Origin of the sequence: Citrobacter sp. Cpo221 (assembly GCF_030332345.1) — a bacterium.
Classification (GTDB): Bacteria; Pseudomonadota; Gammaproteobacteria; order Enterobacterales; family Enterobacteriaceae; genus Citrobacter; species Citrobacter portucalensis.
On the sequence record NZ_JAOWIA010000033.1, the window covers coordinates 96,827 to 120,789 of the forward strand.

The following is a 23,963-nucleotide window of genomic DNA, read 5'->3' on the forward strand; positions in this document are numbered from 1 at the left end:
GATTATATTTTGTTGATTTTGCAGCGTGTTTTTTATTCAGACAACGAACTGGGGCATACCAGGGACGGTTTGAATTACAGAGGCGCTCAGACTTTAAGCACTGTAAGGATGGTGGTTTCTATTTTCTCTGGGGTAGTGAAGGGTGCAAATCGCTTAAGCGGCTTGCCGTCACGCCCGATCAGGAACTTAGTAAAATTCCACTTGATCCGCCCACCTAGCACGCCGGGTAATTCGTCTTTCAGGTAACGAAATACTGGGTGCGTAGCAGCACCGTTGACTTCCACTTTCTCAAACATCGGGAAGCTCACACCGTAGTTGATGTGGCAGGTTTGCGCGATTTCGTCGGTTCCACCGGGCTCCTGGTTACCGAACTGGTTGCAGGGAAAACCAAGCACCACCAGACCCTGCGCGGCGTACTTCTTGTAGAGCGCTTCGAGGCCTGCATATTGTGGAGTGAAACCACAATGGCTGGCGGTATTAACCACCAGAACCAGTTTGCCAGCGTAGTCGGCCATACAGATGGGCTGGCCATGCAAACTGGTGGCAGTCAGTTGATGAAAGGGGGCCATGCCAGAATCCTCAAATAAGATAGCATTACTCATGTTGCCCGCGAGTGACAGGCTTCGCTGCGTATCTATTTATTATGATCGCAACTTCAGGATTAATAAACTTGCCATTGGTGCAGGGCAAAAATAGAAATTCTCTACGGTTCGGTTATGGACATTCCATAATTTATTTTAACCAACCTGACGAGCGTTCCATTCGTCGCGCGTGATTTCCCAAAGTTCAGAATCCAGCAAACCGCTGACATACTCTTTCTTTTCCGTTTTGATAAGCCGCATTCCGCTACTGTCTGAAATACGTCTGGAACGGATATTGAGAGAGGCTTTCGGCGCACGCAATACCGTCTTATTTAACGTATTAAACCAGTAATCCGTAGCGACATTACTGGCTTCACGCATAAAACCCTGACCCTGATATTCCGGAGCTAACCAAAATCCACGGTTATTATCCTTAACGTCATAAAGGCAAATTAAACCTATGAGAGCGTCAGGGGCCTCACGGAGTCTGATAGTCCAGATCCACGCAATCCCTTTTTCCATATCAGGCAGGGCAACGTTGTTGACGTAATTCTCCGCACCGTTATCAGGATAGGGCCAGGGTACTGAGGAGACCATATAGCGAACTATCTCCCAGCGGGGATAAAGCACCTGAATCTGCGAAGCATCTTCGGCTTCTAATGGTTTTAACAGCAAGCGTTCTGTATGGAGTATTGGTATTTTCATATGCACTTTTCCTGCTCGATCAAGATAAGAGGATCAATGTGGGGAGGATTTTGAAAAAATATTAATAACCAGAACCCCAGCACAAATAAGAAGCATACCTGCGATCGCCGGAAAATCTAGCTTTTGCCCGCTTATTAACCAGCCCAAAAGGCTGATTAATACGATTCCAGCACCTGACCAAATTGCGTATGCGATACCCGTTGGAATGGTCGACAGAGTTTGGGAGAGAAGATAAAAGGCTGCACAGTAGCACACAATAGTTGCTACAGATGGCCATAGGCGTGTGAATCCGTCAGAGAACTTCATCAGGGTTGTACCTACGACTTCAGCTACGATGGCCCCGGCAAGGAAAATGTATGAATTCAAAATCTGACCCCATGTGACAATTTAAAGCGAATATCGTATCACAAAGGGTTGGGTGAGTTTGAACACAGCCCAAACTACTGCTGAAATGCCCGTTTCATGGCATCTAGTGAAGCGTCGCAAGGTCCGCTTTGAGCGAGGAGCGGACCTTTGCGAATAAATCAATCAAACTCAACAAAAAGGGCAAGTACATCCTGCGCACTGGCAACAAGCCCCCTCCACACAGCCCCCGAGTCAAACATACCGATACGCGTAGGTTATGCACTAGGATAAAGGTAAAACAGGACTGCATCAGGATCTGTCAAATTCTCTGCGCAGCCCTTAAGTATTATTCCTCGAGTGATTTGCCGTTGGTGGCAATGAGTTTCTGATACCAGTAGTAACTTTTCTTGCAGAAACGTTTGCTATCGCCATGACCCAGATCGTCAAGATTGACGTAAATTAGCCCGTAACGTTTTGACATCTGGTTCGAGGAACAGCTGATTATGTCAATCGGCGACCACATATAGTAGCCCAGCACCTCCACGCCATCGGCAATAGCTTCACCGACAGAGCGGATATGATCCCTGAAGAAGGCTATACGGTAATCATCCTCTACAGTCTCATTAATCAGCTCGTCAAAGCAGCCAATGCCGTTCTCAGTGATCATGATGGGCTTTTGCCAGCGATCCCAGAAGAAGTTAAGCACATAGCGAAGTCCCACCGGGTCAATTGCCCAGCCCCATGGGGTCTGCGATAAAAGCGGATTACGCTTGTTATTCCCCCTGAACTGGTGCGCAATCTCAGCATTGCTCACATAGGTGGTGTAATAAGAAAACGTCATGAAATCTGCCGTATTCTTCAGGAGAGCGCTATCCTCATCGGTGATATTGAGAGCAATATTTTTCTCTCTGAAGAACCGTTTGATGTAGCCAGGGTACTCACCTCGTAAAAGCACATCCGCGAAGTAGACTTCATACTGGTTTTTCTGCCATGTAGCGAAGTTGTCTTCCGGGCTTGTCGTTTCGGGATAAGCGAAATCGGTATACAGCATCATGCCGATCTTAATATCACCGCCCAGGGATGCGGCATATTTTTTTACCATCGCCGATGCCACCAGTTCATGGTGAACGCCCTGATATTTATCCTGCTCGAGATAGATGCCTTCATCTTCGAAAATACCCAGATGATTAAAGGACTCATAGCGAATGAGGTTTATCTGGTTAAAAGGGATCCAGTACTTAACGCGATCGTGATAGCGATCGAGGCAGGTGCGGGCAAAGTTAAAATAAAAGTCGATTAACTGACGGTTCTTCCAGCCATTATATTTCAGTGCGAGGTTCAGCGGCATCTCATAATGGGCGAGCGTTATCATCGGCTCCATACCATTTTTGATTATTTCGTCTATCAGCTCATCGTAAAATTTCAGGCCCGCTTCGTTAGGTGCCGTATTATCCCCGTCCGGAAAAATACGTGCCCAGCTGATTGAGGTACGAAAGGTCTTCAGACCGGCGGCTTTTAGCAGCGCCAGGTCTTCACGGAATGTGTGATAAAAATCGACACCCGTTCTTTTAGGAAACAAGCCGTCTTTATCGTCCTGTGCCTGGACAGCATAGTCCCGGGTGAGTTCGATATTATACATTTTGCGCATGTCTTCATTGAAAACATACTCATTGATGTCGGCAACGCTGATACCTTTACCATCAAGATCCCAGGCTCCTTCAGCCTGGTTTGCCGCGATAGCGCCGCCCCAGAGGAAGTTTTCAGGAAAATTCATTGATTCGTTACTCATGTTCTCTCCCATTTTTAAGACCGGCTCTTGTAACCAAAAATAACCGGTAAGACTGCGCCAGTAATTAAAGTGGCGAATAGACCCACGCTGTAGATCAGCATGTTACTTGCGGTCGGGATGGAAAGCAGACTCGCAAAAACAAGGTTATTAATCGTGATGTTATAGCCACCCACAATTCCCCCTCCGACCGCACCGGCAATGATGATGTAATAAATCGTGCGGCGGTTAGGAATGATGAGGCCGTATAAGATGGGCTCAGTCACACCACTGATTAATGAAGGGAAGAAGGCACTGCTGGCAAGCTGTCGCGTACCTGCATCACGGGTTCTGATTAGGATCCCCAGCGCCACTCCCATCTGAGCGATGGCTGACATACCGCCAATGGCATAGATAGGGTCACCGCCATGGGCAATGTTTGAAAAGACTACCGGAATAATGGCCCAGTGCAGCCCAAACAGGACGATAAAGGAATAGGCTGCCCCGATGATCATCCCGGCCACAAGACTGTTCACACCAATGATGTAAACGATGGCTGATGCCAGATAATCGCCGAGGTATTTCCCGAACGGACCAAGTAAAAACATGGTTAGCGGTACCACAATGACGACACATAACAACGGCACCATAAACAGCTGTACTGAATCCCACAGTCTTGCCTTCAGGAAGCGCTCAAGCGCGGCAGCAACCGGTACGGCAAAAAAGACAGGGAATATGCTGTAGCCATATTCCATGACCACAAGCGGCAGGCCAATAACATTCAGCGTTTGCCCTGCCAGGCTGGTAAATTCAGGATACAGTAACGATGCGCCGATAATCGCCCCTATCAGTTCATTAGATTTGAGCTTTCTGGCGATGGTGAAACCAAGCAGCACGGGCATGAAATAAAACGGCACATTAGCGATGAATGACAGCAGGGTCAGTGTGCTGTTTCCCGCCAGCGAGGGCAGGCTTAGTAACAACGTGGTGAAGGCTCGCAGCAGACCTGCGGCGGCGAGGATACCGATTAATGGCAGGAAACTGCCTGAAATGAAGGCGAAGATGCGGCTGATGAAGGACTCCCGCTTTGTTGCCGTCCCGGAAGAAGACGGCGGACTGTTTTGACCGCCAGTTTCAAGCATGCCATGCAGGGCGCTGTAGACCGCCCCTACTTTGTTGCCGATAATGAGCTGGCACTGTCCACTGGCTTGCACGACGGAAAGGACCAGCGGGTTCGCTTTAAGGGCATCCTTATTAATTCTGTCATAATCGAAGAGATTAAAACGCAAGCGCGTGGCGCAGTGGTAATAATCCTTAATATTTTCACGGCCACCTAAATTGTCAATAATAGACAATATCTGCTGTTGTTCAGACATATGCGGGACTCTCTTGATGTAGGGTATACCCAGAAAATATCCGCGAACAGGCTGGAAATCAAAAAATATCGTTTTCCAGTTTTGGAAAATAATTTTGTGAGCTAAATCACATCCTGTACGATATTAAAGACAATGCTCTCAAGGTATTTATGTGAAAAATAATTGGCGTATAGCATCTGCGGGTAATTGTTCAGCTCGATGATATGAGCCGGTTTCTTATTCAGAATGGCCGGTGTGCTTCCTGATATAAGACATAGTTGCGATTTTTCAGAGACGTTATTTATATACTGGCAGGAGTTTATCCATTGCCCTGTCAGGGTAAGTATAAAAACGCAGTCCACCTGCCGCAGAATGGTATTTATCAGTTCATTGTTTGAACGTTCGACAAGATAAACCTTCCGGTTGCTGCTGCTGATGCTTTCCCTCATGACGTTTGCGATATTGAAAAGGAATGAATTCGACAAAATAATGACAGAACGACTGACATTAATCACCTCTGCCATTTTTCTGCATTCTTCGTAAGGTATGTATTTGTATATTTCCTCAAAAACCTCTTTTTCTGTCATTCCTTTTATGCCCTGATGCGTCAGTCGGTAGGGCGCTGTGTCATTTTTTAATTCCTGGAACGAACCGTACCCCAGTTCCCTGACGAATTTGGTGATGCTCGAAGGCGTCGTATTACAGTACGACGCCAGTTCCTCAATATTCACATAAGGAAATTCTTCGATTTTATCAATTACCGCTTTCGCAATGGTGGTAAAGACGTTTCGTTTACCCGCATAAAAAAGGTATTCAGATACTCTCACATAAAGAGGACTGTAAAATACGCTATCTGGAGTGTTTTGCATACCTGCTCCATCTGAGAGTTAACAGTGTTTGCCTGACAGTCATAATTATAATGGAACACACTACAAAGGTGGCGAATGTCAGTGCTGCCAGGGCCAGCGTGTGGTTCAGCGTGGTCATGGACGCCGCGTCAACCCTTATAAGTGCAGAGGCCAGTGCGGTTGAAGGAAAGGTAAACCCCCACCAGATCCGCCCAAAGGTATCAGGGATCATTCTTCGCCAGAGGCTGATAAGCACAATGGCAAAGAAGAGTGCGGTCCACGCCATAAATTCAATCACATCATTCATACCGCCATAAACGCAGTAAAGTCCGACAGCGATGACCGCAGGCGCTGAAACCATAATAGCCAGGCCAGGCATAGCCTTTTGCGGCGTAACAGGACGAACAAAAACAATCCGCCAGAGGATAAGCGGCATAAAAAGTGCCCAGCAGAGCAAGGCTGAAAACAGCAGCATCTTACTCAGGCCCGGAAACCCCAGATCCACGCCCGCGAAAGCTGGAGAGGCATTGCCCACCATTGGGATAAGCCAAACCGGACTGATTTCATGCGTATCAAGCAGGTCGATAAGCCAACGGCGGAACGTACACGTCAGGAAAAATATCTGCGCGGTGACGGCCGCTATCCAGAGCACCTTCGCCAGTTGAATACTGTAAGGCAGCAATCCCATTGCAAGCAGAAACCCTGAGATCGTGGCAGCACAAAAAAAGTTCTTACTGGCGCGTGATTGCCATTCTGCAAGGATAGCCTGACGGCAAAAAATGAGCCGCAGAAACTGGATACTAGTCAGTATTAAAAATACCGCCAATCCTGAAGCAAGAAAGACTTCACCTGGCAAAGTGGTTACGTCGTAGGTTTTTGCTGCGGCCCTCCATACAAGGCCCAGGCCGGTTATCCCCATTACCGAGGAATAGAGATCGAAGCTGACAGTTTGAAGTTTTTCGGACACCGCACATCTCACTTTTAATTTCCGGGCTAAATTACTGCGCCACGGACAGAAGAATGCTAAATTTCCACTATATTGGTCCTGTTCCATTGCTGTTTAAAGGTCCAATCCAGGTAAATAATTGGACCACAGGGGGTTGTGTGATTGACATTCATCTCAGCCATAGCGCGACGGCTCTCCCGCTTTACCTCCAGATTGAGCAGCAGATCAGCTGGCAGATCATCAAAGGTCGGCTGAATTATGGCGATTACCTTCCCCCTTCCCGGGAGTTGGCCCGTCAGCTGAGGATATCCCGTGGAAGCGTTGTCCGGGCTTATGAAGCGCTTTGCGTGAAAGAGTACTGTCACAGCCATACGGGAAGAGGAACGATGGTGATTTACCGGGAAAAGCCGGATGCGTCACCGCCAGTTCCGGTTACGTCTATCCCATCCCAGATCCCCCACGCGATTGATAAATTCCTTCCAGGAGGATTATCCCTGCTTCCCAGCCATGCCAGCACGGCCCATCTTCCGGTCAGTGAGTTCCGGCAGGCTTTCAACCGCGTGCTGCGTTATCCTGACAGGCTTAATCATTTTGGCGAGAGCGCCGGTAACTTGGAATTACGTCAGCTTATCTGCGACCAACTCCTCCCTTCCCGAGGGATCTCAGCCAGTCCCCAGGAAGTGCTGATTGTGCCCGGTTCACAGTACGGAAGCCTGCTTCTGGCCATGACTGTACGGCAGGAGAGAACATGTTTTCATTTTGGTGAACCAGGCTATCTGGAATTTGCCCGTAATTTTTCGCATTTCGGCTACGAGTTGCAGTCACACAGGATGGATCCTGAGGGGATCGATGTTTCTGGCTTTGGACCATCTTCAAAGGACATTCTTTATCTGATGCCGGAGCATCATTTTCCACAGTGCATCACGCTGTCAGATGCCAGACGAAACGAGATTATTCATCTGGCCTGTCAGAAAAAGGTGCTTCTACTGGAAGATGATTACGACAGTGAATTTTACTTCGACAAGGTTCCGCGTCCCGCACTTCGTTCAACCGCAGCTGCGGCGCAGGTGGTTTATATGGGCACCTTTTCCAAGGTACTGTTTAACAACGTCCGGCTCGGATATCTGGTTGCAGATACCCACCTCGTACAACAGATGGCAGCCCTGCACTGGAGTCTGTCTCGTGGTACAAGCGGCCTGCTGCAGCAATGGGTTGCTGAATTGCTGAAAAGCGGAACTTACGCACGACATTTGCGAAGGATGCGTACGGTATACCGGCATAAACGAGACGACATGGTGGCCCTAGTACGGAAATTCCTGCCGGACGCGCAGTTCAGTGTTCCATCTGGAGGGTTACAGCTTTATATAAGATTCAGCCAATCCGGGAAAAGCCAAAGGATTGCTGACTGGCTTTCCAGAAATAATATTCAGATTGCTGATACAGAAAACTACGCGTCAGATACTAACGCTGCGTCCGATTTTATCGTGATAGGGTTTGCCAATACTGATGTGAATGAATGTAAAGCGGTTTTTGAAAGGCTTTACCAGATGCTGTATTCAGGCTCCGACAGGTTATGATTTTTGCCGCTCAGTTTTCTGTCTTAAAACCATGGAATGATATGCATGTAATCTGGGGCGACTGACTGGAAGTCAAAGGCATACTAAAGGTCCGCTCCTGGCACTAAGCTGTCGTAAGAGAGGGCACTGTTTATCACGTAAGATTTGATTAGTTGAAGGTCATAAGTACGGATGATCAAATCGGTGATGAGAATGAGATGTGCAAAAGGCAGGCATACAACAACTCAAAGACTGAACAATGTGCGATGGCTCGAAATGAGCTATGGAAATATGTTAATGAGAGGAATGAATGATCTGTGTGGTTATGGAGTAGTTTTACCATATTCGAAGGCGTGATTTTGGAGGTAGATTGGAGCATAAACAGGGACACATTAATAGCTGCTATACCCTGACCCTTAAGTTTAATATCTTACTGATCTATATGTATTTAACTTTGTGGCTGATTGATTTTTTCCTGTGTAATTGCAGCGTGTTTTTCGTGCAAATAGCGTAACAGGGCGTCATTGCAAAAAACACCCAGCGCATTGGCTCACTGACCGAAAAATCTGTGAGTTAATAAGTTAACGTAATCACTACAGTGTCAGTATAACCCCCTGGTGATGGCCATTTCTGTGCTGGGACGGAACCGTAAACCACCAGACTCTGCGCTTGCCCATCAGCGGAATACTGTTTTTCCGGATTGCCCTGCGTCCATTCCATGGAGTGTGCTGCATCCTGATACAGCGCATAGTTTACGCACTCACCGTTATGACACATTGAACGCTGGTTCCCCTTGGGGTGCAGACCATGACCGATGCTGATGGAATAATCCGTCCCGGTTGGGCACTGGACAGTAATATTCGCCGTGGATGTCGCCTGTAGCAAATCGCTCTGAGCGGGGCTCTTGCTGCCGAATGCCATATCATCCACGTTGACAACTTCACAGCCGTTTTTCACCGTAGCAGAGGCGCTAATCTGGTCAGTAATTGTTGTACCATTCAGGGCGCCACAGGCCGGGAGCGCTTGTAATGAACTGGCTGAGGTGTATGTAATTTGGATTGCTGTGGCGTAATCATAGTATATCCCGGCGCTGACATTAGTCAGACCAGGGTTTATCTTGCCGATAAGCGGTATGTCATGTTCAGCGGTTCCGCCTGTAGACAAAGCAAAATCGATTTGAGCATACACGTTGTTGTTTTGACTCAGCGGTGAATGTTGATTGTAAATCGAGTAGACCGAAAAATAGAGCGGGGTACTTGAAGGTTCGTTCTGGCTCATCGCCAGCGGATTGTTCGCCATAACCTTTAGACAGGCGCGGACATACTCGACCTGACCGTCGTAATTATTACAGGTAAACGAAAGTCGGGTTGCGGTTGTCTCAGTTTGTCCGGGGGTGACGGTACCAAAATCCAGTCCAGAAGGGCTACCATTCCAGCAGTTAGCGGCCTCGGCTACTGGGCTGAATTTAAACATCATCACCACAAAAAGGGCGATAAACCAAAGGGAACGAGTTACTGACATAGTGCGTTAATTTTCTCCACCGAATGAGAAGCGTAAAATTGTGATGGCAGTTTTAGCGAACAAGAGTTAGATGCCCACTGAACGTTCAGCGTTCCGCCTGTCGGGGGATCTTCCAGATAAATTTTACCTTCATAACCAACAATGGTTTGTGGGGTACCCTGACTGGGCGTCTGTCCATGAGTATCCTGTACGCTAACTTTTGCGGAGAAGGGCACATTTTTACCATCACGCGTAGTGACGGTTAGCAGAACGGCATGTGTGCGATAAATGTTAAAATTGGCGACGGCACCGCGCCCGGTTTGCGGGATCAGGATTTCATTAGTGTAGGGGGCGCGATAATCTTCATCGAGACTCAGAGGGTCGATGTCGATATGGTTTGCCTGGTACGGATTAAGGTTGTTCAGAAACAGCATGCCATTACTATCCGTATGGCCAACCGGGCGATGTTCGAGATAAACCGGCACATTCGGTACCTTAGCCGTATCTACGAGGGCGAAAGCGCTACCTAATTCGCGGGTGGCGTAAAAGTGCCCCATAAACAAACCTATGGCACCGGTCATTGAACCGTAGTAGTTATTTTGTTGTTCATCACGATTATAGCCTAACGCCAGATCGCTCCAGGTGTTGCGGCGCTGGAGGCTAGCATGGATGCTTCTATTTTTACCTTGTTGTGCAGAGAGATTCCAACCCCAGCCCGGTTTATTAGATTCCAGTGAGCGCGTTAGGTTAGCTTGTACGGAATTTCCGTCTTTATCATGGTTATCCTGGATTGAGAGGTAATCCTGATGACGGAACAGTGGAATACTGAACGTGACGTACACGGTAGTGTTGTGATCGTCGCCAAGTGCTTGTGTGACGCTGGATGAAATGTTGATCTGGTTATCAAAACTTTTTGACCAGGATAATCCCAGATAGCGTTCTGCATACTGAGGGAATGTCTGGCTGACCCAACTCGCACCGAAAGTGCCCGTCATATCAAACGACACGCTGGCAAATGCAGAATCTTCACGGGTGGCAATATCATTATCTGCTATAGATGAAATATCGCGAAACCCCCTGGTGGCCCGTGAGTGTGAGAGCGAGAAATTAAAAATCTGATTGTTCCACTGCCAGCCGGAACCCCATTGGTTGCCACTATTGGCCTGATAACGGCTGGTGGCTGCGTTGGCATGTAGCGTCCCCAGTGACGGAGAGAGCAAATAGTCCCAACCGATCCCCTGATTATGCAGACTGCCACTCTGTTCGGTATGCATGCCGATGGTGGTACTGTCGTTCAGTCCGTGACGCCAGTCGCCCACACCTATCAGTTGCGGATCATAGGCAAAAGAACGATAGGTATAGTCTTCACGCACCCAGCCCAGGCTCATACCCCAGGTTGTAAGACCATCAGAAAGGAGTTGGTTGGTGCCGTACAGATTCAAATCCACCACGCGTTGTTTACCATTCACATCGGTGATGACCACCTGCGCACCTTCGCTGCCGGTAAAAATCGGCGCTGTGTTAAGCGTAAATTGTCCGGGCTGAACTTTCTGCGAGGAGGTTCTGATTCCTCTGACGTACAGATCAACCGTGGATGGGAGCGTAACACTATCGGTCAGGATATCCTGCGATGATGTATTGAAGGTGGGTTGGGTACTGTAGTTATGCGCAAGGCTAACGCCGCCAAAACGAACGCTATTCGTCCATGATTGCGAGGATGTAAAACCATCGCCGATCCTGAGTGTGAGCAGTTTATCCACGTTTTCGTAGTTCCAACTGCTCATCAGGCGATGAGTACCAGTTTGTGCCTCGTTGCTGCTCGACTCCTGCGTGTTAAAAGAGGTCGAGAAAAAGCCTGGGCCAACGCCAAAGGTGCGAAATTCGCTATAGGCTGAAGTCTCTTGTATGCCGTCTTCATTGCTGGCAAATAAATCGTAGTTAAGTGCCAAACCCCGCACTTCAGGTGATAACTCGGACATACGGATAAGGCGCGAGCTATTGCTATTGGAAAGATGGCTTTCTCTGTCGAGCCAGTTTTTACTGGCAGTAATAATCAAGCTTTGATTCAGGTTGTCGAAGGTAACACTGAGGCCATCTTGTGAACTGATATCAAAATACCCCTTTTGTTTCGGCAGGGATGACACTTTCAGGTTAAGCTTATCCATATCTTGAGCAGCAATATAAATCTTATTGTTGCTATTTTTGGCTTTGATAAACCCCTTAACTGGTTGATCATTTATCGTTGCAGTCAGATACAGTGTCTCATTTTCTGCTGACTGGACAGAGGGACATACCAATAAAAAAACAACAATGGATTTAAGGTGTAATGTTAATGATCTGCGTTTTAGCATTGTCATTCAAATTAAGTGATAAAGATGACGCAGTAGTTATTCCATTCGGTAACGGCCATTCCTTTTCACTATGCGGTAATACATACCCGAGTAATCCTTTGCTCATGGCAACACTTCTCTTGCCAGAAAAAATAAAAACATCGCTTAATTTAACATGCTGTGTGCCATTGTTTTTTATTTTTAACATTAATGGATGAACTGAACGATCGATTGATACATCTAGTTGACTACTGATGGGTTGGGTATCTTTACAATTAACAAATACCGGGATGGAATAACGCAGCAAGAAACGAACCCCATCTTTATCAGCCATATTATTTTTACCAGGGAGTTCATCAACGATAATACGGTAGGCCTGCTCGTTATCACCACTACCTGGCGTTGTTAAGATAACCCGGATCAATTGCTGGCGGGAGACCGGGATTGTGGTCATAGGAGGGCTAACCATTACGTCCTGGGTCTCGGTCAAGTTGTCTTTATTATTTTGCTGTTTCCACGCATAGACACGGATCTGTGCCCCGATAGTGGCGCTACCTGTGTTACGTACATAGATAGCCTGGGCGGATTCTTTACCACAGAATCCTAGAGTGACCGGGTACACCTGCAAGGTGGCAGCGTATGAGTTTATTGTGCAGGCCAGGCTCAAGACGCTAACACCAACCCATAAAATAAATCGCTTCATATGCTGCACCTTTAATATTAAATCAATATGTAACTGTTAATGTAACGGTATCGGTATAGTCCCCAGCAGAGGCCTGTTTCAGGGCATTTGCCGTTACTTTCCCGAAGATGGGCAATGCTTGCTGTTCACCGGTACCGATAGCTGAAATACCATTATCAGCCAGAGAAGTGCCGCCAGGATGGTCGGTAGAAAGGGTATAGGCTACTTTTTTTGCATCGGCGGTGTCGTTAGAACTCATTTCGAAATCGTGAGTTTTATCCGTTCCGAGCATATACCCTGTGCCGTTTGTACAGGTTACATAAGCTTTGGCAGAGGCTGTAACAGCCCCATCATTACTACCGTGTGAGCCAAAATCCATATCATCAACGCTGACCTTGCATGATTTTTCGACGGTCAGTTTTACCGTCATTTGGTCGCTAACGCTGCCTGAATCATCTGCAAAGACAGCGGATGAAAATAAAATGCTAATCGCAGTCAGAGATAATGCAGTGGCTTTACGGTTAATCATTTTAAAACTCGCTAAGGTTATATAATCGATTTTATAAGGGTGGGGAAAGGCGAGGAAGGATAGAGATTACTGGTTAATTTTGATTATGTAATTGTGCTATGTGTAAATCATGTAAATGGCTGGAAAGGGTATTTACATTCAGTAGGGAATCGTTGAATCACAACCTCGGGTGTCACGTGATATGAGTTGAATTAGCGCCATAAAGAGTCACCCCTCCCGGTGGTTATTTCCCACCGGGAGAGACATCAATCCAGATTAGAACACCGGCAAACCCAGCCCTTGCTTCACTTCTCTTAATGTCTGCTGCGTAATCTCGTGCGCCTGCTCGCTTCCTTTTTTGAGCATCGCCATCAGCATGCCTTTATCCTGAATGTAGGTTGCACGCCGCTCGCGCATTGGCGCGATGAGTTCTTGCAAGCACACTTCCAGCTCGTTTTTGCATGTCCGGTCACCCAGTCCACCCCGTTGGTAATGCGCTTTCATTTCCGCCACTTTTGCTTTATCCGGATGAAAAGCATCGAGGTAAGTGAATACCATATTGCCGTCTATTTGCCCTGGGTCGGACACTTTCAGATGATTAGGGTCGGTGTACATTGCGCTGACCGCGCGGTGAATGGTTTCTTCGCTGGCTGACAGGAGCAATGTGTTACCAAGCGATTTTGACATTTTAGCGTTTCCGTCGATCCCTGGAAGGCGGCTGGTTTCACTCAGCAGCGCTTTGCAGTGCGATAGGACGGGGGCCGGTAACAGGCTATTCATCTTATGCACGATTTCGTTAGTCTGCTCAATCATTGGCAACTGATCGTCGCCGACGGGAACGACTTCGGCTTTGAAGGCCGTAATATCTGCCGCCTGACTGATGGGATAAACCAGAAAGCCAACCGGTAACGAACGGGCGAACCCTTTCTGCGCAATTTCGTTTTTGACCGTAGGATTACGCTCCACGCGAGCCACGGTGACGATGTTCATATAAAGTGCGGTTAACTCTGCGAGAGCAGGCAGTGCAGATTGCAGACAGATGGTGGTGAGTGACGGGTCTATTCCTGCGGCAAGATAGTCGGCAAGTACTTCGGGAATATTGTTGCGGATCTTTTGCGGTGTGCTGCCGTTATCGGTTAACCCTTGTAGGTCAGCCACCAATATAAACTGCTGATAATCGTGTTGCAGCGTGGCGCGCTGGCGCAATGATCCCACATAATGGCCAAGATGCAGCGGGCCGGTGGGACGATCGCCTGTGAGGATGATGGTTTTATTGTTCATGTCAGACTCCTTAGTCATAAAACCGAAAGGGGTCTCTAAATGCAAATAACCGCCTTTCGGCGGTTATTTAAAATGAGGAAAACACATTCTGACCGCCTTTAAGAAGGCAGCCACCACAGGTTGTGATTAAAAGCGGTGATATCGTTGTTTGTGTTCATCCAGTTAACATACCACCTGGCGTAGAGGTAAAGCAATGCCCGAAGTGCTGGCCCATATCAGCTCGCTTCCAGCATGCCAAAGCTCACAATGCGCGAACGACCTAACTCTTTCGCGCGGTACAGTGCCACATCTGCGGCGCGTAACAGGTTGTCGCTCTGGGCGTGCTGCGGATAGCTGGCAACGCCAATAGAGACATCCACGTGTCCAATATCGGAAACGCCAAAGCGCAGCGACAGTTCGCGTACGCCGTTGTAGATTTCTGTTGCAAAGCGGTTAGCGGCCTGTTCATCCGTATTGGGCAGTAGTACCAGAAACTCTTCACCGCCGTAGCGGAAGGCCATACCGCTGTCGTGGACAACGCGCTGAATAGTCGCAGCGATACTTTTGATTACGCTATCGCCTGCCTCATGGCCAAAGCGGTCATTAATACTTTTAAAATGATCGATATCGATCATCAGGCAACTGATCGGTTCTTTATTACGCACTGCCTGGCTCATCTGGGTACGCAGTGTATCTTCAAGATGATGACGGTTGCGCAGTCCGGTTAGCGGGTCGTAGAGCGCTTTTTCCAACAGAGCATCACGCAGACGCTGGTTGGCTAATGCGAGGCCGAGTGCTTCTGCCATTAGCTCCAGATACGCACGAGAGGGGGCGGAATCATCGCTAAGGTTCTGGAATGAGAGCAGGCCGATGGCTTCGCCCTGGGCAATCAGCGGAATACACAGGGTGTGGTGTTGACATGACTCTGGCAGATGGTAGCAGGCAATATCGGGTTCACCTTGTACCGGAGGATGGCTCTGGCCGCGGCGCACAGCCCAGCATTCGTCCGGGTGGAACGCATCCGCTTTACCCTGCGGAGAAAGCCACTGTGCAACGCAGCGCATTTGCCAGGGTTCCTGGTCCAGTATGTAAAGCCGCCCGGCAATACCTGGAGCAATATTCGGTGCAAACAGCTCTGCAACATTGATGACATCGGCAAAACTCTCGCAACCCTGCAGACGTTGCGTCATACGTGCCAGCAGATCGCGGATTGCCCAGTCGGCATCTCGCTCTTTCTCCAGTCTCTGACGAGCCAGACCGTTCTCGCGAAATATCCGGATCGCCTGCGCCATGTCGCCTATTTCATCTATCTGGTTAAAACTGGGCGTCTCAACGGCATAATCCTGCGATGCGAGACGGTTTACGACATCGCTCAAACGCACGACGGGGCGCAGGACGCGACGCTTTAGAATGAAACCGAGAACGAATAAAAACAGCAGCGCCGTCAGACCGACCATCACTTCAGAGGCCGTCCGCAGCATGCGGGATGACTGTGTTGCATCTTCAATCGTGTTGCGTACGCGGCTATCGAGCAGTTGGCGGAAATGATCTATCCGGTCCTGGGCGCGTTCCAGTTCCTGCTCATAGGTCTTCCCATAGAGCAGGGCAATAGCCTGCGACTCTTCTGCGCGCGCGACGCTGGCAAGCGCCGCAGCTTGCTCGTCCTGCAGGGCATCAACAATCTGCAGCCCTTCGTGCAATAGCGCCAGCTCTTCATCCGTTGCTCCAAGGTCCTTGAGCTTCGACAGACGATGCTCAACAGCTTTCAGCGACGTTTCTTTCTGACGGTAGGCGTCAAGCACCTCAGGATCTTTTGCAATAACATAGTCGCGTGCCAGGTCGGACAGCGACCAGGCATCGAGTTCGACTTCTTCGGTAAGTTGATCGAACTGATAACGCTGTTCTACCACCTGGCGTTCTGTGTTATCGGCGCTGGATGCCATCAGCATGACAACGCCTGAAGCGATGGTCAGGCATACCGTCGCGCTATAGGCCCAGTTGGTAATTGTGGCTATTCGCACTGATTAGTTCCTTCTGCGACGATTAATGAATAAGCATGATTGAAATTATAGGAAACGTATGATTTTGCGTGAAAATAAAAAAGGCGGTCCTGAAACCGCCTTCTGTTATCGTCCTGCAATCATAAATCTGGAGGATTTTTTCCTTCTTCCATAAAGGCTTCGTCGATTCCTTCCACGTTGCCTTCATGATCACGCCCGGAAAAGAGGTTCCAGCAGGTTATGAAAAGCGCAGCAATCAGGGGGCCAATCACAAAGCCGTTAATGCCGTAGATCTCCATGCCGCCGAGAGTGGTAATCAAAATCAGGTAGTCCGGCATTTTGGTGTCTTTACCTACCAGCAGCGGGCGCAGGATATTGTCCACCAGCCCAACGATAATCACGAAGAAGCCAACGATAAACAGCCCTTGCCATAGCTGGTGGGTGGCGAACAGGAATATTGCTGCAGGTACCCAGACGATCGCTGAGCCAACGGCAGGCACGAGGGAGAGAAACGCCATCAATGCACCCCACAGAACGCTGCCGTCGATATCCACAATTGCAAACGCGATGCCGCCAAGAATACCCTGAACCAAAGCGACAACCGCCGTGCCCTTGACGGTTGCCCGCGTCACGCCGACGAATTTGGCAAACAGGTGCTGTTTGGCAAAATCAGAAAGGGGTAATGAGTCCAGAATCTGGCGCACCAGATACGGTCCATCCTTCAGTAAGAAGAACAGCAGATACAGCATGATGCCAAAGCTGATAGCAAAGCCGAATGTCCCTTTCCCAATCAGGAATGCACTGCCAGCAAGGTACTGCCCGCCTTGCAGCACGACATCGGACAGTTTTTTCTGGATCTGCGCGACATCATCCAGATTGTGTTCTGCCAGAAATCCTCTGGCCCAATCAGGAAGGTACGAAAGAACAGAAGTGACAACTTCCGGGAACTGCGTGTCATTCTGTTGCAGTTTGGTGTACACCACATTCAGTTCAATGGCCAGCGATGACAGGATTACCATCAGCGGGATAAAGACAATCAGACAGATAATGGCGATGGTAATCAACGATGCCAGCCCGTTGCGTTCGCCAAGCGCGCTACGCAGTCGGTTTTTTACCGGGTTAAAGATAGTCGTTAATATCGCGGCCCACAAAATGGCGGAAAAGTAGGGGGACAATACATCGAAGAACGCCCAGGTCACGAGGGCAAGTATGAAAATGAAGAAACCTTTAGTCAGTCCGTTAAATCGCATTAGTGAACCCTGTAATGAGAAGCAGTCCCGACTATAGAACCGTTCAGGGGATTTACCAACTTTAGCTGCAGATTGCCGCTTATTTTGGCTAATACGGTGACTTAATGAAGATAAAAACCAATGGATATCCACAGTATTAATGTGATTTTCGAATGGCCGCAGCCATTAGATTTTTAGTGCATCAAGGATGACGGTTTCTATTTTTTCGGGAGTGGTGAACGGGGCAAAACGCTTAAGCGGTTTGCCGTCACGCCCAATCAGGAATTTAGTGAAGTTCCATTTGATCCTCCCACCCAGTATGCCGGGTAATTCATCTTTCAGGTAACGAAATACCGGGTGTGTAGCGGCACCGTTAACCTCCACTTTCTCAAACATTGGAAAACTCACGCCGTAGTTGACGTGGCAGGTCTGCGCGATTTCGTCGGCTCCACCGGGTTCCTGCTTACCGAACTGGTTGCAGGGGAAACCAAGCACCACCAGACCCTGTGTGTCGTATTTCTTATACAGTGCTTCCAGGCCTGCATACTGTGGCGTAAAGCCACAATGGCTGGCGGTATTTACCACCAGTACTAGTTTGCCGGCATAGTCGGCCATTGAAATAAGCTGACCATTCAGGCTGGTGGCGGTAAGTTGATGAAAAGTGATCATTTTTTAAACCTCAGGTCAGGGTGAGTTTAGCGTCGAGATTGCCACTCAGCGCGTTGCGGGCAGTTAAAGCCTGATAGAAAATCTTCATGGCATCGTTTTTCTGTTGTTTATTGGTGCAACTTGACCATTTCTGATTTCCTCATTGACACAAGGTTGAGGTTTACCAAACAGATATCCTTGGGCGAAATCGCAGCCCAGCGCCTGAAGGCTTTTTAGTTGTTCCTGCGTTTCAACACCTTCAGCAACAGCCTTCATATTAAGGGATTTCGCCATGCCGGTGATCAGTTTGATGATATTAAGTGCATCTTCCTGTGTGGATATTGAATGGACAAACGACTTGTCTATTTTAATTTTATCGAAGGCAAGCCTGCTCAGGCGCGAAAGGGAAGAATATCCGGTGCCAAAATCATCGATGGAGATTTTTACACCCATGGCTCTGAGTTTGTTAAGTGTGTTCATCGGCGTCGTACTCTCAGTGAAGAGAGAGGATTCTGTTACTTCCAGTTCAAGACGATCGGCTGGGAGTCCAGTTTCTTTCAGAATAGACAGTACGATACCGACAAAGGCTTTGCTGCTTAGCTGGACAGGAGAGACATTCACTGAAATTTTAGCCGGAACCGCCCAACAAGCCGCTTCCCGGCAGGCAATTTCAAGCACAGCTTTCCCCATCTCATTAATCATTCCGGTTTTTTCAGCAACAGGAATAAAGTTATCCGGCGACAGGAGGCCCTTTAGAGGATGGAGCCAACGAATTAGGGCTTCATAGCTATAAATTTCCTGGCTGAAGGAGTCAACAATGGGCTGATAATAAACCACGAATTCTTTGTTCACTATTGCCAATGCCATATCATGCTCAAGCGTTCTGCTTTCTTGTAGCTTTTCTAACATTCGTTGTCGGAAGACTTTTATCTTACCAGAGCCTTCACCTTTGGCTTCATAAAGGGCCAGATCGGCAAATTTATAAAGATAGTCGGAACGACGTTCAGTGTCTGAGATAACAATGCCAACACAGGTGGTTATGTTGATAATCGTGTTATAAATAGTGTAGGGCTGGCTGATAAATTCACATATTTTCTGGGCGCGCGAAACGGCGTGGCTTTCTGTCAGGCCGCTTGAGAGAAACGCAAATTCATCTCCACCCAGGCGATACAGCGTATCCGAGGTAAGGCTCATCGAAACCAGTCGGTCAGATATCTGGCGTAGCAACATATCACCGGCATCATGACCATACGTATCATTTACTTCTTTGAATCGATCTAAATCAAACAACATCACAGTCACAGAATCGTGATTTTTTTCTGCTCTCTCAATTGTTTTATTTAAATCGCTCCAGAATAGCTGACGGTTATTCATCTCGGTAAGAGAGTCATGGTAGACGTCATATTCCAGTTTAGCATTCTGCATTTGCAGTTTTTCTTTAGATTTCTGCAGTTCTTCGGCAAGACTCTTGACCTGCAGGTGCGCCCGCAGAATATTTCTGTTTTGATAGAAAATGAGCACGCCCAGAATCGCACTCAGTATTATCAGCAGCACAGAGGTTGCAGAATAAATATAGTACAGCGTCTGAATTTTTTGGTTGGCGTTATTGATCGAGTTAACATCTTTGTTTAACGCACCAGATGAAAGACGACCCAGTGGCGCATCCAGAGTATGCATTTTTTTCAGATAAGCCTGGAGTGCTAAACGGTTCATTTTCTATAAATTAACATCCAGAAAACTAAGGGTATTTTCAAGTTTTACCGCCAGTTCACGGTGGGCTATATTGCTTTCGATGTAGCGCCCCAGGTCTCCTTCTTTTATCAAATCACTCTGGCTAAGCATAATGTCGAGGCGCATGCGTACATCATCGAGATTCATCGTATCATCGATAGTGTAAAGACCAAGCAACGATTCAAATCGGTAATATTGTGATACCAGCTGAGCAGCAGACCAGGAATCGGTGTAGTGAGTCAGTTTCTGTAACTCTTGTTGCCGTTCATGCACGAGGAAAGAGATATACCCGGTAGATATAAAAAGAAAAAAGATGATGCCAGCCAGTATTCTGTTCATGATGTTCCCCTGAACGCTTACTCAATATCCATACTACTGACCTGCCATGCAGACCTTGAATAATAAATCTGATTATTCAGTTCTGGCATGCTGTCATAGGGGTACACAATGAATAACGGGCCTTTGTCACGGATGCGCATATATTTTCCGTTGATTTTTAACGCAAGGATAGCATTGTATTTTTTGAAATCACTAAGAGGGATAACGGTGGTGTAGTCATTGAGTGCAGTGACCTTAACAACAGAGCCGTTAGCCCCGACATAATCCATGAGCTTTTGTAGCGGAATACCCGTAAAGGTAGTACGCCCATTATACCAAGGGGAGGTGGTCTGGAAACTGACCATGCCCAGCTTCTCAAGGCTGGCGGTATCAAAAACGGCTTTCCCGTCTGCATTTGTATTTTCAATATTACCCGACAGCGTTAAAAGCACTTTACCGGTGGGCCTGGAAAGTTCACCTGCCCATAGCTGGGTGGAGAGTACAAAGCTTACCAACATGACCATTAACCGCATTCTTACCTCACCAATCAGCCGGATGTTAAAGAATTATAATTTAGATATCACGCTATTTATATATATTGCATGGGTATTATTGGTGTAATAACTTCAATGGCTTTTTAACTCTTTTAAATCAGTGGGTTATTTGTTGTCTGTTCTGCTGTGGTGCATTAAAAATGCTGGTGTGTTATTTGAGTAAAGCTAAATTTCACTATGTATGTACAAAAATAAATCATCTATTTACTCAGCGCCAATAAATACGCACGAAAATAAAGGTTTATTTTTTCACTGTCGCTGGATTTGGTTGTTTACTGGTGGATAACTATATCGGGCACGAAGCCGCCCTTAGTATGGCGGGAGCGCTTCGTGTCGATAATCAAGAACAGACATTCTATACGCGGCAAGGGCGGTGTAGCTGAATCCGTTTATTCACCCGCCTGAACTGACTGGCGGGCATACAGATAAGCAGTCGCCCTGGAAACGCCCAGATGCTGTGCTACTGTATCCATAGATTTGCGTACGTTCAGTAAACCGTCCTGGCGTAATTGTTGAATCAGCAGCTTACGGTCTTGAGGTTTAAGGGCCCTGGCCGTCGTCGCGCGTTTAGCGGCAAAGTCATCAATACGCTGGCGTATGGCTTCATTGCTGCCGGGATCGATATGTTCCTTAATGGGGGAGTTTTCGGTTTCAGTAAAACGCGCAAGAGTACTCTGCATACCACGAAACAGCGTCATATCGACATTCAGGCAAAGTGCTGCTACGTATTTGCCTTCTTCGTCCTTGATGCCAATTGAGGTACTTTTCACCGGGCGACCATCGGCAAACTGATTACTGTAGTTCGCAATGATGCTGGGAAAGTCAGGTGATGCGATTCTCGCCAGGCCAAGCTCGGTTGCTGGCTGGCCGGGTTGACGTCCGGACAGATTATTATGGATGGACAAAATGGCATGTTCAGGATTTTTGAGGTCATGAACCACCACTTCGCAAAACGGAGAGAAGGTCTCACTCAATCCCCTAGCGATAGTATCAATTTGGCTGAGAAGCGAGTTATTGTCGTTTTTTGGCATGCCAGTCTCCTGCGGTGATGCCTGTTGCCATGATTGCGAGCAGTTTACAGTGACCTGGGATCGTTTTTCCAGACAGGAGTGTACAGACAGTAACAGTAGGGTATCTGCATGCAGATACCCTGTTTATCATCCGGCCAGAAATTCACTGTAGCGACTGATATCCACGTTTCCGCCGCTGATTATAATGCCGATTTTCTTGCCGCGAAGTTCAGCTTTGCGCGCTCTGGCGGCAGCAAAACCCAGACACCCGGTCGGCTCAACAACGATTTTCATACGTTCAGCGATAAATTTCATTGACGCGACTAATTCATCGTCTGAGACAGTCAGAATATCGTTCACGTTTTGCTGAATAATCGGAAATGTAATATTTCCGAGATGTTGAGTCTGAGCACCGTCAGCGATGGTTTTGGGCGTATCGATATGAACTATTTTTCCACTGCGGAACGACTGTTGACCATCGTTACCCGCCTCAGGTTCGACACCATAGATGATGCAGTCGGGAGACAGATGTCTGGCCGCCAGAGAGGATCCTGAGAGCAGACCGCCACCGCCCAGACACACGAAAAGGGCGTCTAACTGACCCACTTCTTCAATCAGCTCTTTTGTGGCGGTGCCCTGGCCTGCAATCACGTGCGGATGGTCGTAAGGGGGGATCAGCGTTAATCCCTGTTTCTCTGCCAGGTCCCGACCAATTTTTTCACGATCTTCAGTATAGCGATCGTAAGTTACCACCTTTCCGCCATAGCCTTTCGTCGCCGCTACTTTGGCTGCCGGGGCATCATGCGGCATGATAATCGTCGCCGGAATCCCCAATAGTTTTGCCGACAGGGCAATGGCCTGCGCATGGTTACCGGAAGAAAACGTCACGACGCCCGCAGCGCGTTGTTGTGGTGTGAACTGGCGTAGCGCATTCATAGCGCCGCGAAATTTGAAGGCGCCCATTCTCTGAAAGTTTTCGCACTTGAAGAAAACTTCCGCGCCAAATTCTTCATTAACCGTTCGGGATGTCATCACCGGCGTTTTGTTAGCATAATCTGCGATGCGCTCTGCCGCAGTGGCAACATCGTTATAATCAGGCAGTATTGTTTCAGTCATTGTTGTTCACCCGTATGTTGTTAAACGTCACGCTTGTGGGGCCAACGCAATAGCTTCAACTTCCAGCGCAAAACCATAATGAAGTTCCGCAACACCTGCTACTGCACGGGATGGACGAAAATCACCGATCCATTCCCCATAGATTGTATTAAACGTCGGCCACTGGTTCATATCCGTCACATAGACACGAACTGACACCAGATGCTGACGGGAAACCCCAGCACCCGCCAGACAAGCATCAATATTCTTGAGTACCAGTCGGGTTTGATCTTCAAAAGAGGCATCCGCTTTTTTCTCGCCGTCGAAAGTGACCGGCAACTGCCCGGAAATGAAGACGAAGCCGCCAGCCGTTGTACTGTGCGAGTAATGACCTGCTGGCGGGAAGCTTCCGGCAGATGAGTTCAGTGTAATGTCCGCGGACATAATAAACCTCCTGTGGCTGATGATTCATTTTGTATAAAATAATACTGTTTGTATTATTTTATACGCCTTTATGCCACTTCCGGCTAGAGATAGTTTTCGCGAGTGATGATTTTGTGAACTATTGCAAACCTGGCACACGCTATAGCGCAATCGCGAGGCGACGAAAGAGGGGGATCGCTTTTGATGAGGGGAAAGCAGGGGAAGAGAAGAAACGCCCCGGGCGGGGCGTCTAAGGTAAACGTTTAGCCGATATGGCCGTGGTTAATTTTACTTAACGGTTCATTGATATCGAAGATTTTGAACGTTACTTCTTCCACACCCAGATGCTTCAGGCGGGCGGTATGCTTTTTGATATAGGCCTGCGCGGTGTCGTCGTCCTGGAACAGGTAGATGCCACCCGCTTCGTGGTTTGCTTCGTTCTCGGTCCAGATTTTCCAGATGAATCCCGGCTCCTGGTTGATTGATTCGGCCAGTTCAACGAGCTGATTCGACATCTCAGCCCCAAACGGACCATGAAAATCAAAGTGTATCTGCACGAGTTTGTTCGACATAA

Annotated in this window: 21 protein-coding genes and 1 pseudogene; 1 reads left to right on the top strand and 21 read right to left on the bottom strand. The window is 48.0% G+C overall.

Annotation, left to right across the window (positions count from 1 at the left end; all coding sequences use genetic code 11):
• Nucleotides 1-86: 86 nt before the first annotated feature.
• The 7 genes from OGY72_RS04980 to OGY72_RS05010 form a co-directional block, all read right to left on the bottom strand.
• On the bottom strand, nt 87-569 hold the full coding sequence (locus OGY72_RS04980; RefSeq protein WP_126318258.1) for a glutathione peroxidase: 483 nt from the start codon (nt 567-569) through the stop codon (nt 87-89).
• A 168-nt stretch (nt 570-737) separates the two neighbouring features.
• Nucleotides 738-1,286: a GNAT family N-acetyltransferase gene (locus tag OGY72_RS04985; protein ID WP_126318256.1), complete on the bottom strand. Its 549-nt coding sequence runs from the start codon at nt 1,284-1,286 to the stop codon at nt 738-740.
• A gap of 33 nt (nt 1,287-1,319) precedes the next feature.
• Nucleotides 1,320-1,652 carry an EmrE family multidrug efflux SMR transporter gene (locus OGY72_RS04990; RefSeq protein ID WP_126318254.1) on the bottom strand — a complete coding sequence of 111 codons (333 nt, stop codon included), beginning with the start codon at nt 1,650-1,652 and terminating at the stop codon, nt 1,320-1,322.
• A 325-nt stretch (nt 1,653-1,977) separates the two neighbouring features.
• Nucleotides 1,978-3,420, bottom strand: coding sequence for a glycoside hydrolase family 1 protein (locus tag OGY72_RS04995; protein ID WP_286547171.1), 1,443 nt, complete (start codon nt 3,418-3,420; stop codon nt 1,978-1,980).
• Nucleotides 3,421-3,434: 14 nt separating this feature from the next.
• Nucleotides 3,435-4,772 (bottom strand): PTS transporter subunit EIIC, encoded by a 1,338-nt coding sequence (locus tag OGY72_RS05000; protein ID WP_126318250.1) that lies wholly within the window; start codon nt 4,770-4,772, stop codon nt 3,435-3,437.
• A gap of 101 nt (nt 4,773-4,873) precedes the next feature.
• Entirely contained in the window at nt 4,874-5,620 is a 747-nt protein-coding gene (locus tag OGY72_RS05005) for a MurR/RpiR family transcriptional regulator (protein WP_126318247.1), read from the bottom strand.
• Nucleotides 5,601-6,653, bottom strand: coding sequence for an SLAC1 family transporter (locus OGY72_RS05010; protein ID WP_208021615.1), 1,053 nt, complete (start codon nt 6,651-6,653; stop codon nt 5,601-5,603). The genes OGY72_RS05005 and OGY72_RS05010 overlap by 20 nt, the downstream gene beginning before the upstream one ends.
• Before the next feature lie 50 nt (nt 6,654-6,703).
• Here OGY72_RS05010 and pdxR point away from each other — a divergent pair, with 50 nt between their 5' ends.
• Nucleotides 6,704-8,122, top strand: a complete 1,419-nt coding sequence (gene pdxR, locus OGY72_RS05015) for a MocR-like pyridoxine biosynthesis transcription factor PdxR (RefSeq protein ID WP_286547177.1) — start codon at nt 6,704-6,706, stop codon at nt 8,120-8,122.
• Between the two features lie 552 nt (nt 8,123-8,674).
• Here pdxR and OGY72_RS05020 read toward each other — a convergent pair.
• The 14 genes and pseudogenes from OGY72_RS05020 to OGY72_RS05085 form a co-directional block, all read right to left on the bottom strand.
• The gene (locus OGY72_RS05020; RefSeq protein ID WP_286547179.1) at nt 8,675-9,622 is read right to left on the bottom strand and encodes a Csu type fimbrial protein; all 948 of its coding nucleotides are present in this window, start codon (nt 9,620-9,622) and stop codon (nt 8,675-8,677) included.
• Nucleotides 9,613-11,766, bottom strand: a complete 2,154-nt coding sequence (locus OGY72_RS05025; protein WP_232794648.1) for a fimbria/pilus outer membrane usher protein — start codon at nt 11,764-11,766, stop codon at nt 9,613-9,615. The genes OGY72_RS05020 and OGY72_RS05025 overlap by 10 nt, the downstream gene beginning before the upstream one ends.
• Before the next feature lie 151 nt (nt 11,767-11,917).
• Entirely contained in the window at nt 11,918-12,634 is a 717-nt protein-coding gene (locus OGY72_RS05030) for a fimbrial biogenesis chaperone (protein WP_286547183.1), read from the bottom strand.
• Between the two features lie 22 nt (nt 12,635-12,656).
• On the bottom strand, nt 12,657-13,142 hold the full coding sequence (locus OGY72_RS05035; RefSeq protein WP_003832728.1) for a Csu type fimbrial protein: 486 nt from the start codon (nt 13,140-13,142) through the stop codon (nt 12,657-12,659).
• Between the two features lie 255 nt (nt 13,143-13,397).
• Nucleotides 13,398-14,402, bottom strand: a complete 1,005-nt coding sequence (trpS, locus tag OGY72_RS05040) for a tryptophan--tRNA ligase (protein ID WP_032943285.1) — start codon at nt 14,400-14,402, stop codon at nt 13,398-13,400.
• A gap of 215 nt (nt 14,403-14,617) precedes the next feature.
• Nucleotides 14,618-16,402, bottom strand: a complete 1,785-nt coding sequence (locus OGY72_RS05045; protein ID WP_286547187.1) for a diguanylate cyclase — start codon at nt 16,400-16,402, stop codon at nt 14,618-14,620.
• 119 nt (nt 16,403-16,521) lie between these two features.
• Nucleotides 16,522-17,631, bottom strand: coding sequence for an AI-2E family transporter (locus OGY72_RS05050; RefSeq protein ID WP_126318234.1), 1,110 nt, complete (start codon nt 17,629-17,631; stop codon nt 16,522-16,524).
• A 165-nt stretch (nt 17,632-17,796) separates the two neighbouring features.
• On the bottom strand, nt 17,797-18,279 hold the full coding sequence (locus OGY72_RS05055; RefSeq protein WP_275397009.1) for a glutathione peroxidase: 483 nt from the start codon (nt 18,277-18,279) through the stop codon (nt 17,797-17,799).
• Nucleotides 18,280-18,363: 84 nt separating this feature from the next.
• Nucleotides 18,364-20,328: pseudogene (locus OGY72_RS05060) on the bottom strand (putative bifunctional diguanylate cyclase/phosphodiesterase).
• Between the two features lie 17 nt (nt 20,329-20,345).
• Nucleotides 20,346-20,840 (bottom strand): putative pterin-binding protein, encoded by a 495-nt coding sequence (locus tag OGY72_RS05065; protein ID WP_003832739.1) that lies wholly within the window; start codon nt 20,838-20,840, stop codon nt 20,346-20,348.
• A 410-nt stretch (nt 20,841-21,250) separates the two neighbouring features.
• Nucleotides 21,251-21,892, bottom strand: a complete 642-nt coding sequence (locus tag OGY72_RS05070; protein WP_286547197.1) for a helix-turn-helix transcriptional regulator — start codon at nt 21,890-21,892, stop codon at nt 21,251-21,253.
• A 126-nt stretch (nt 21,893-22,018) separates the two neighbouring features.
• Nucleotides 22,019-22,987 carry a threo-3-hydroxy-L-aspartate ammonia-lyase gene (locus tag OGY72_RS05075; protein ID WP_286547199.1) on the bottom strand — a complete coding sequence of 323 codons (969 nt, stop codon included), beginning with the start codon at nt 22,985-22,987 and terminating at the stop codon, nt 22,019-22,021.
• Between the two features lie 27 nt (nt 22,988-23,014).
• Nucleotides 23,015-23,410: a RidA family protein gene (locus OGY72_RS05080; RefSeq protein WP_286547202.1), complete on the bottom strand. Its 396-nt coding sequence runs from the start codon at nt 23,408-23,410 to the stop codon at nt 23,015-23,017.
• A 242-nt stretch (nt 23,411-23,652) separates the two neighbouring features.
• The gene (locus OGY72_RS05085; RefSeq protein WP_079937799.1) at nt 23,653-23,961 is read right to left on the bottom strand and encodes a monooxygenase; all 309 of its coding nucleotides are present in this window, start codon (nt 23,959-23,961) and stop codon (nt 23,653-23,655) included.
• Between the last annotated feature and the right edge of the window lie 2 nt (nt 23,962-23,963).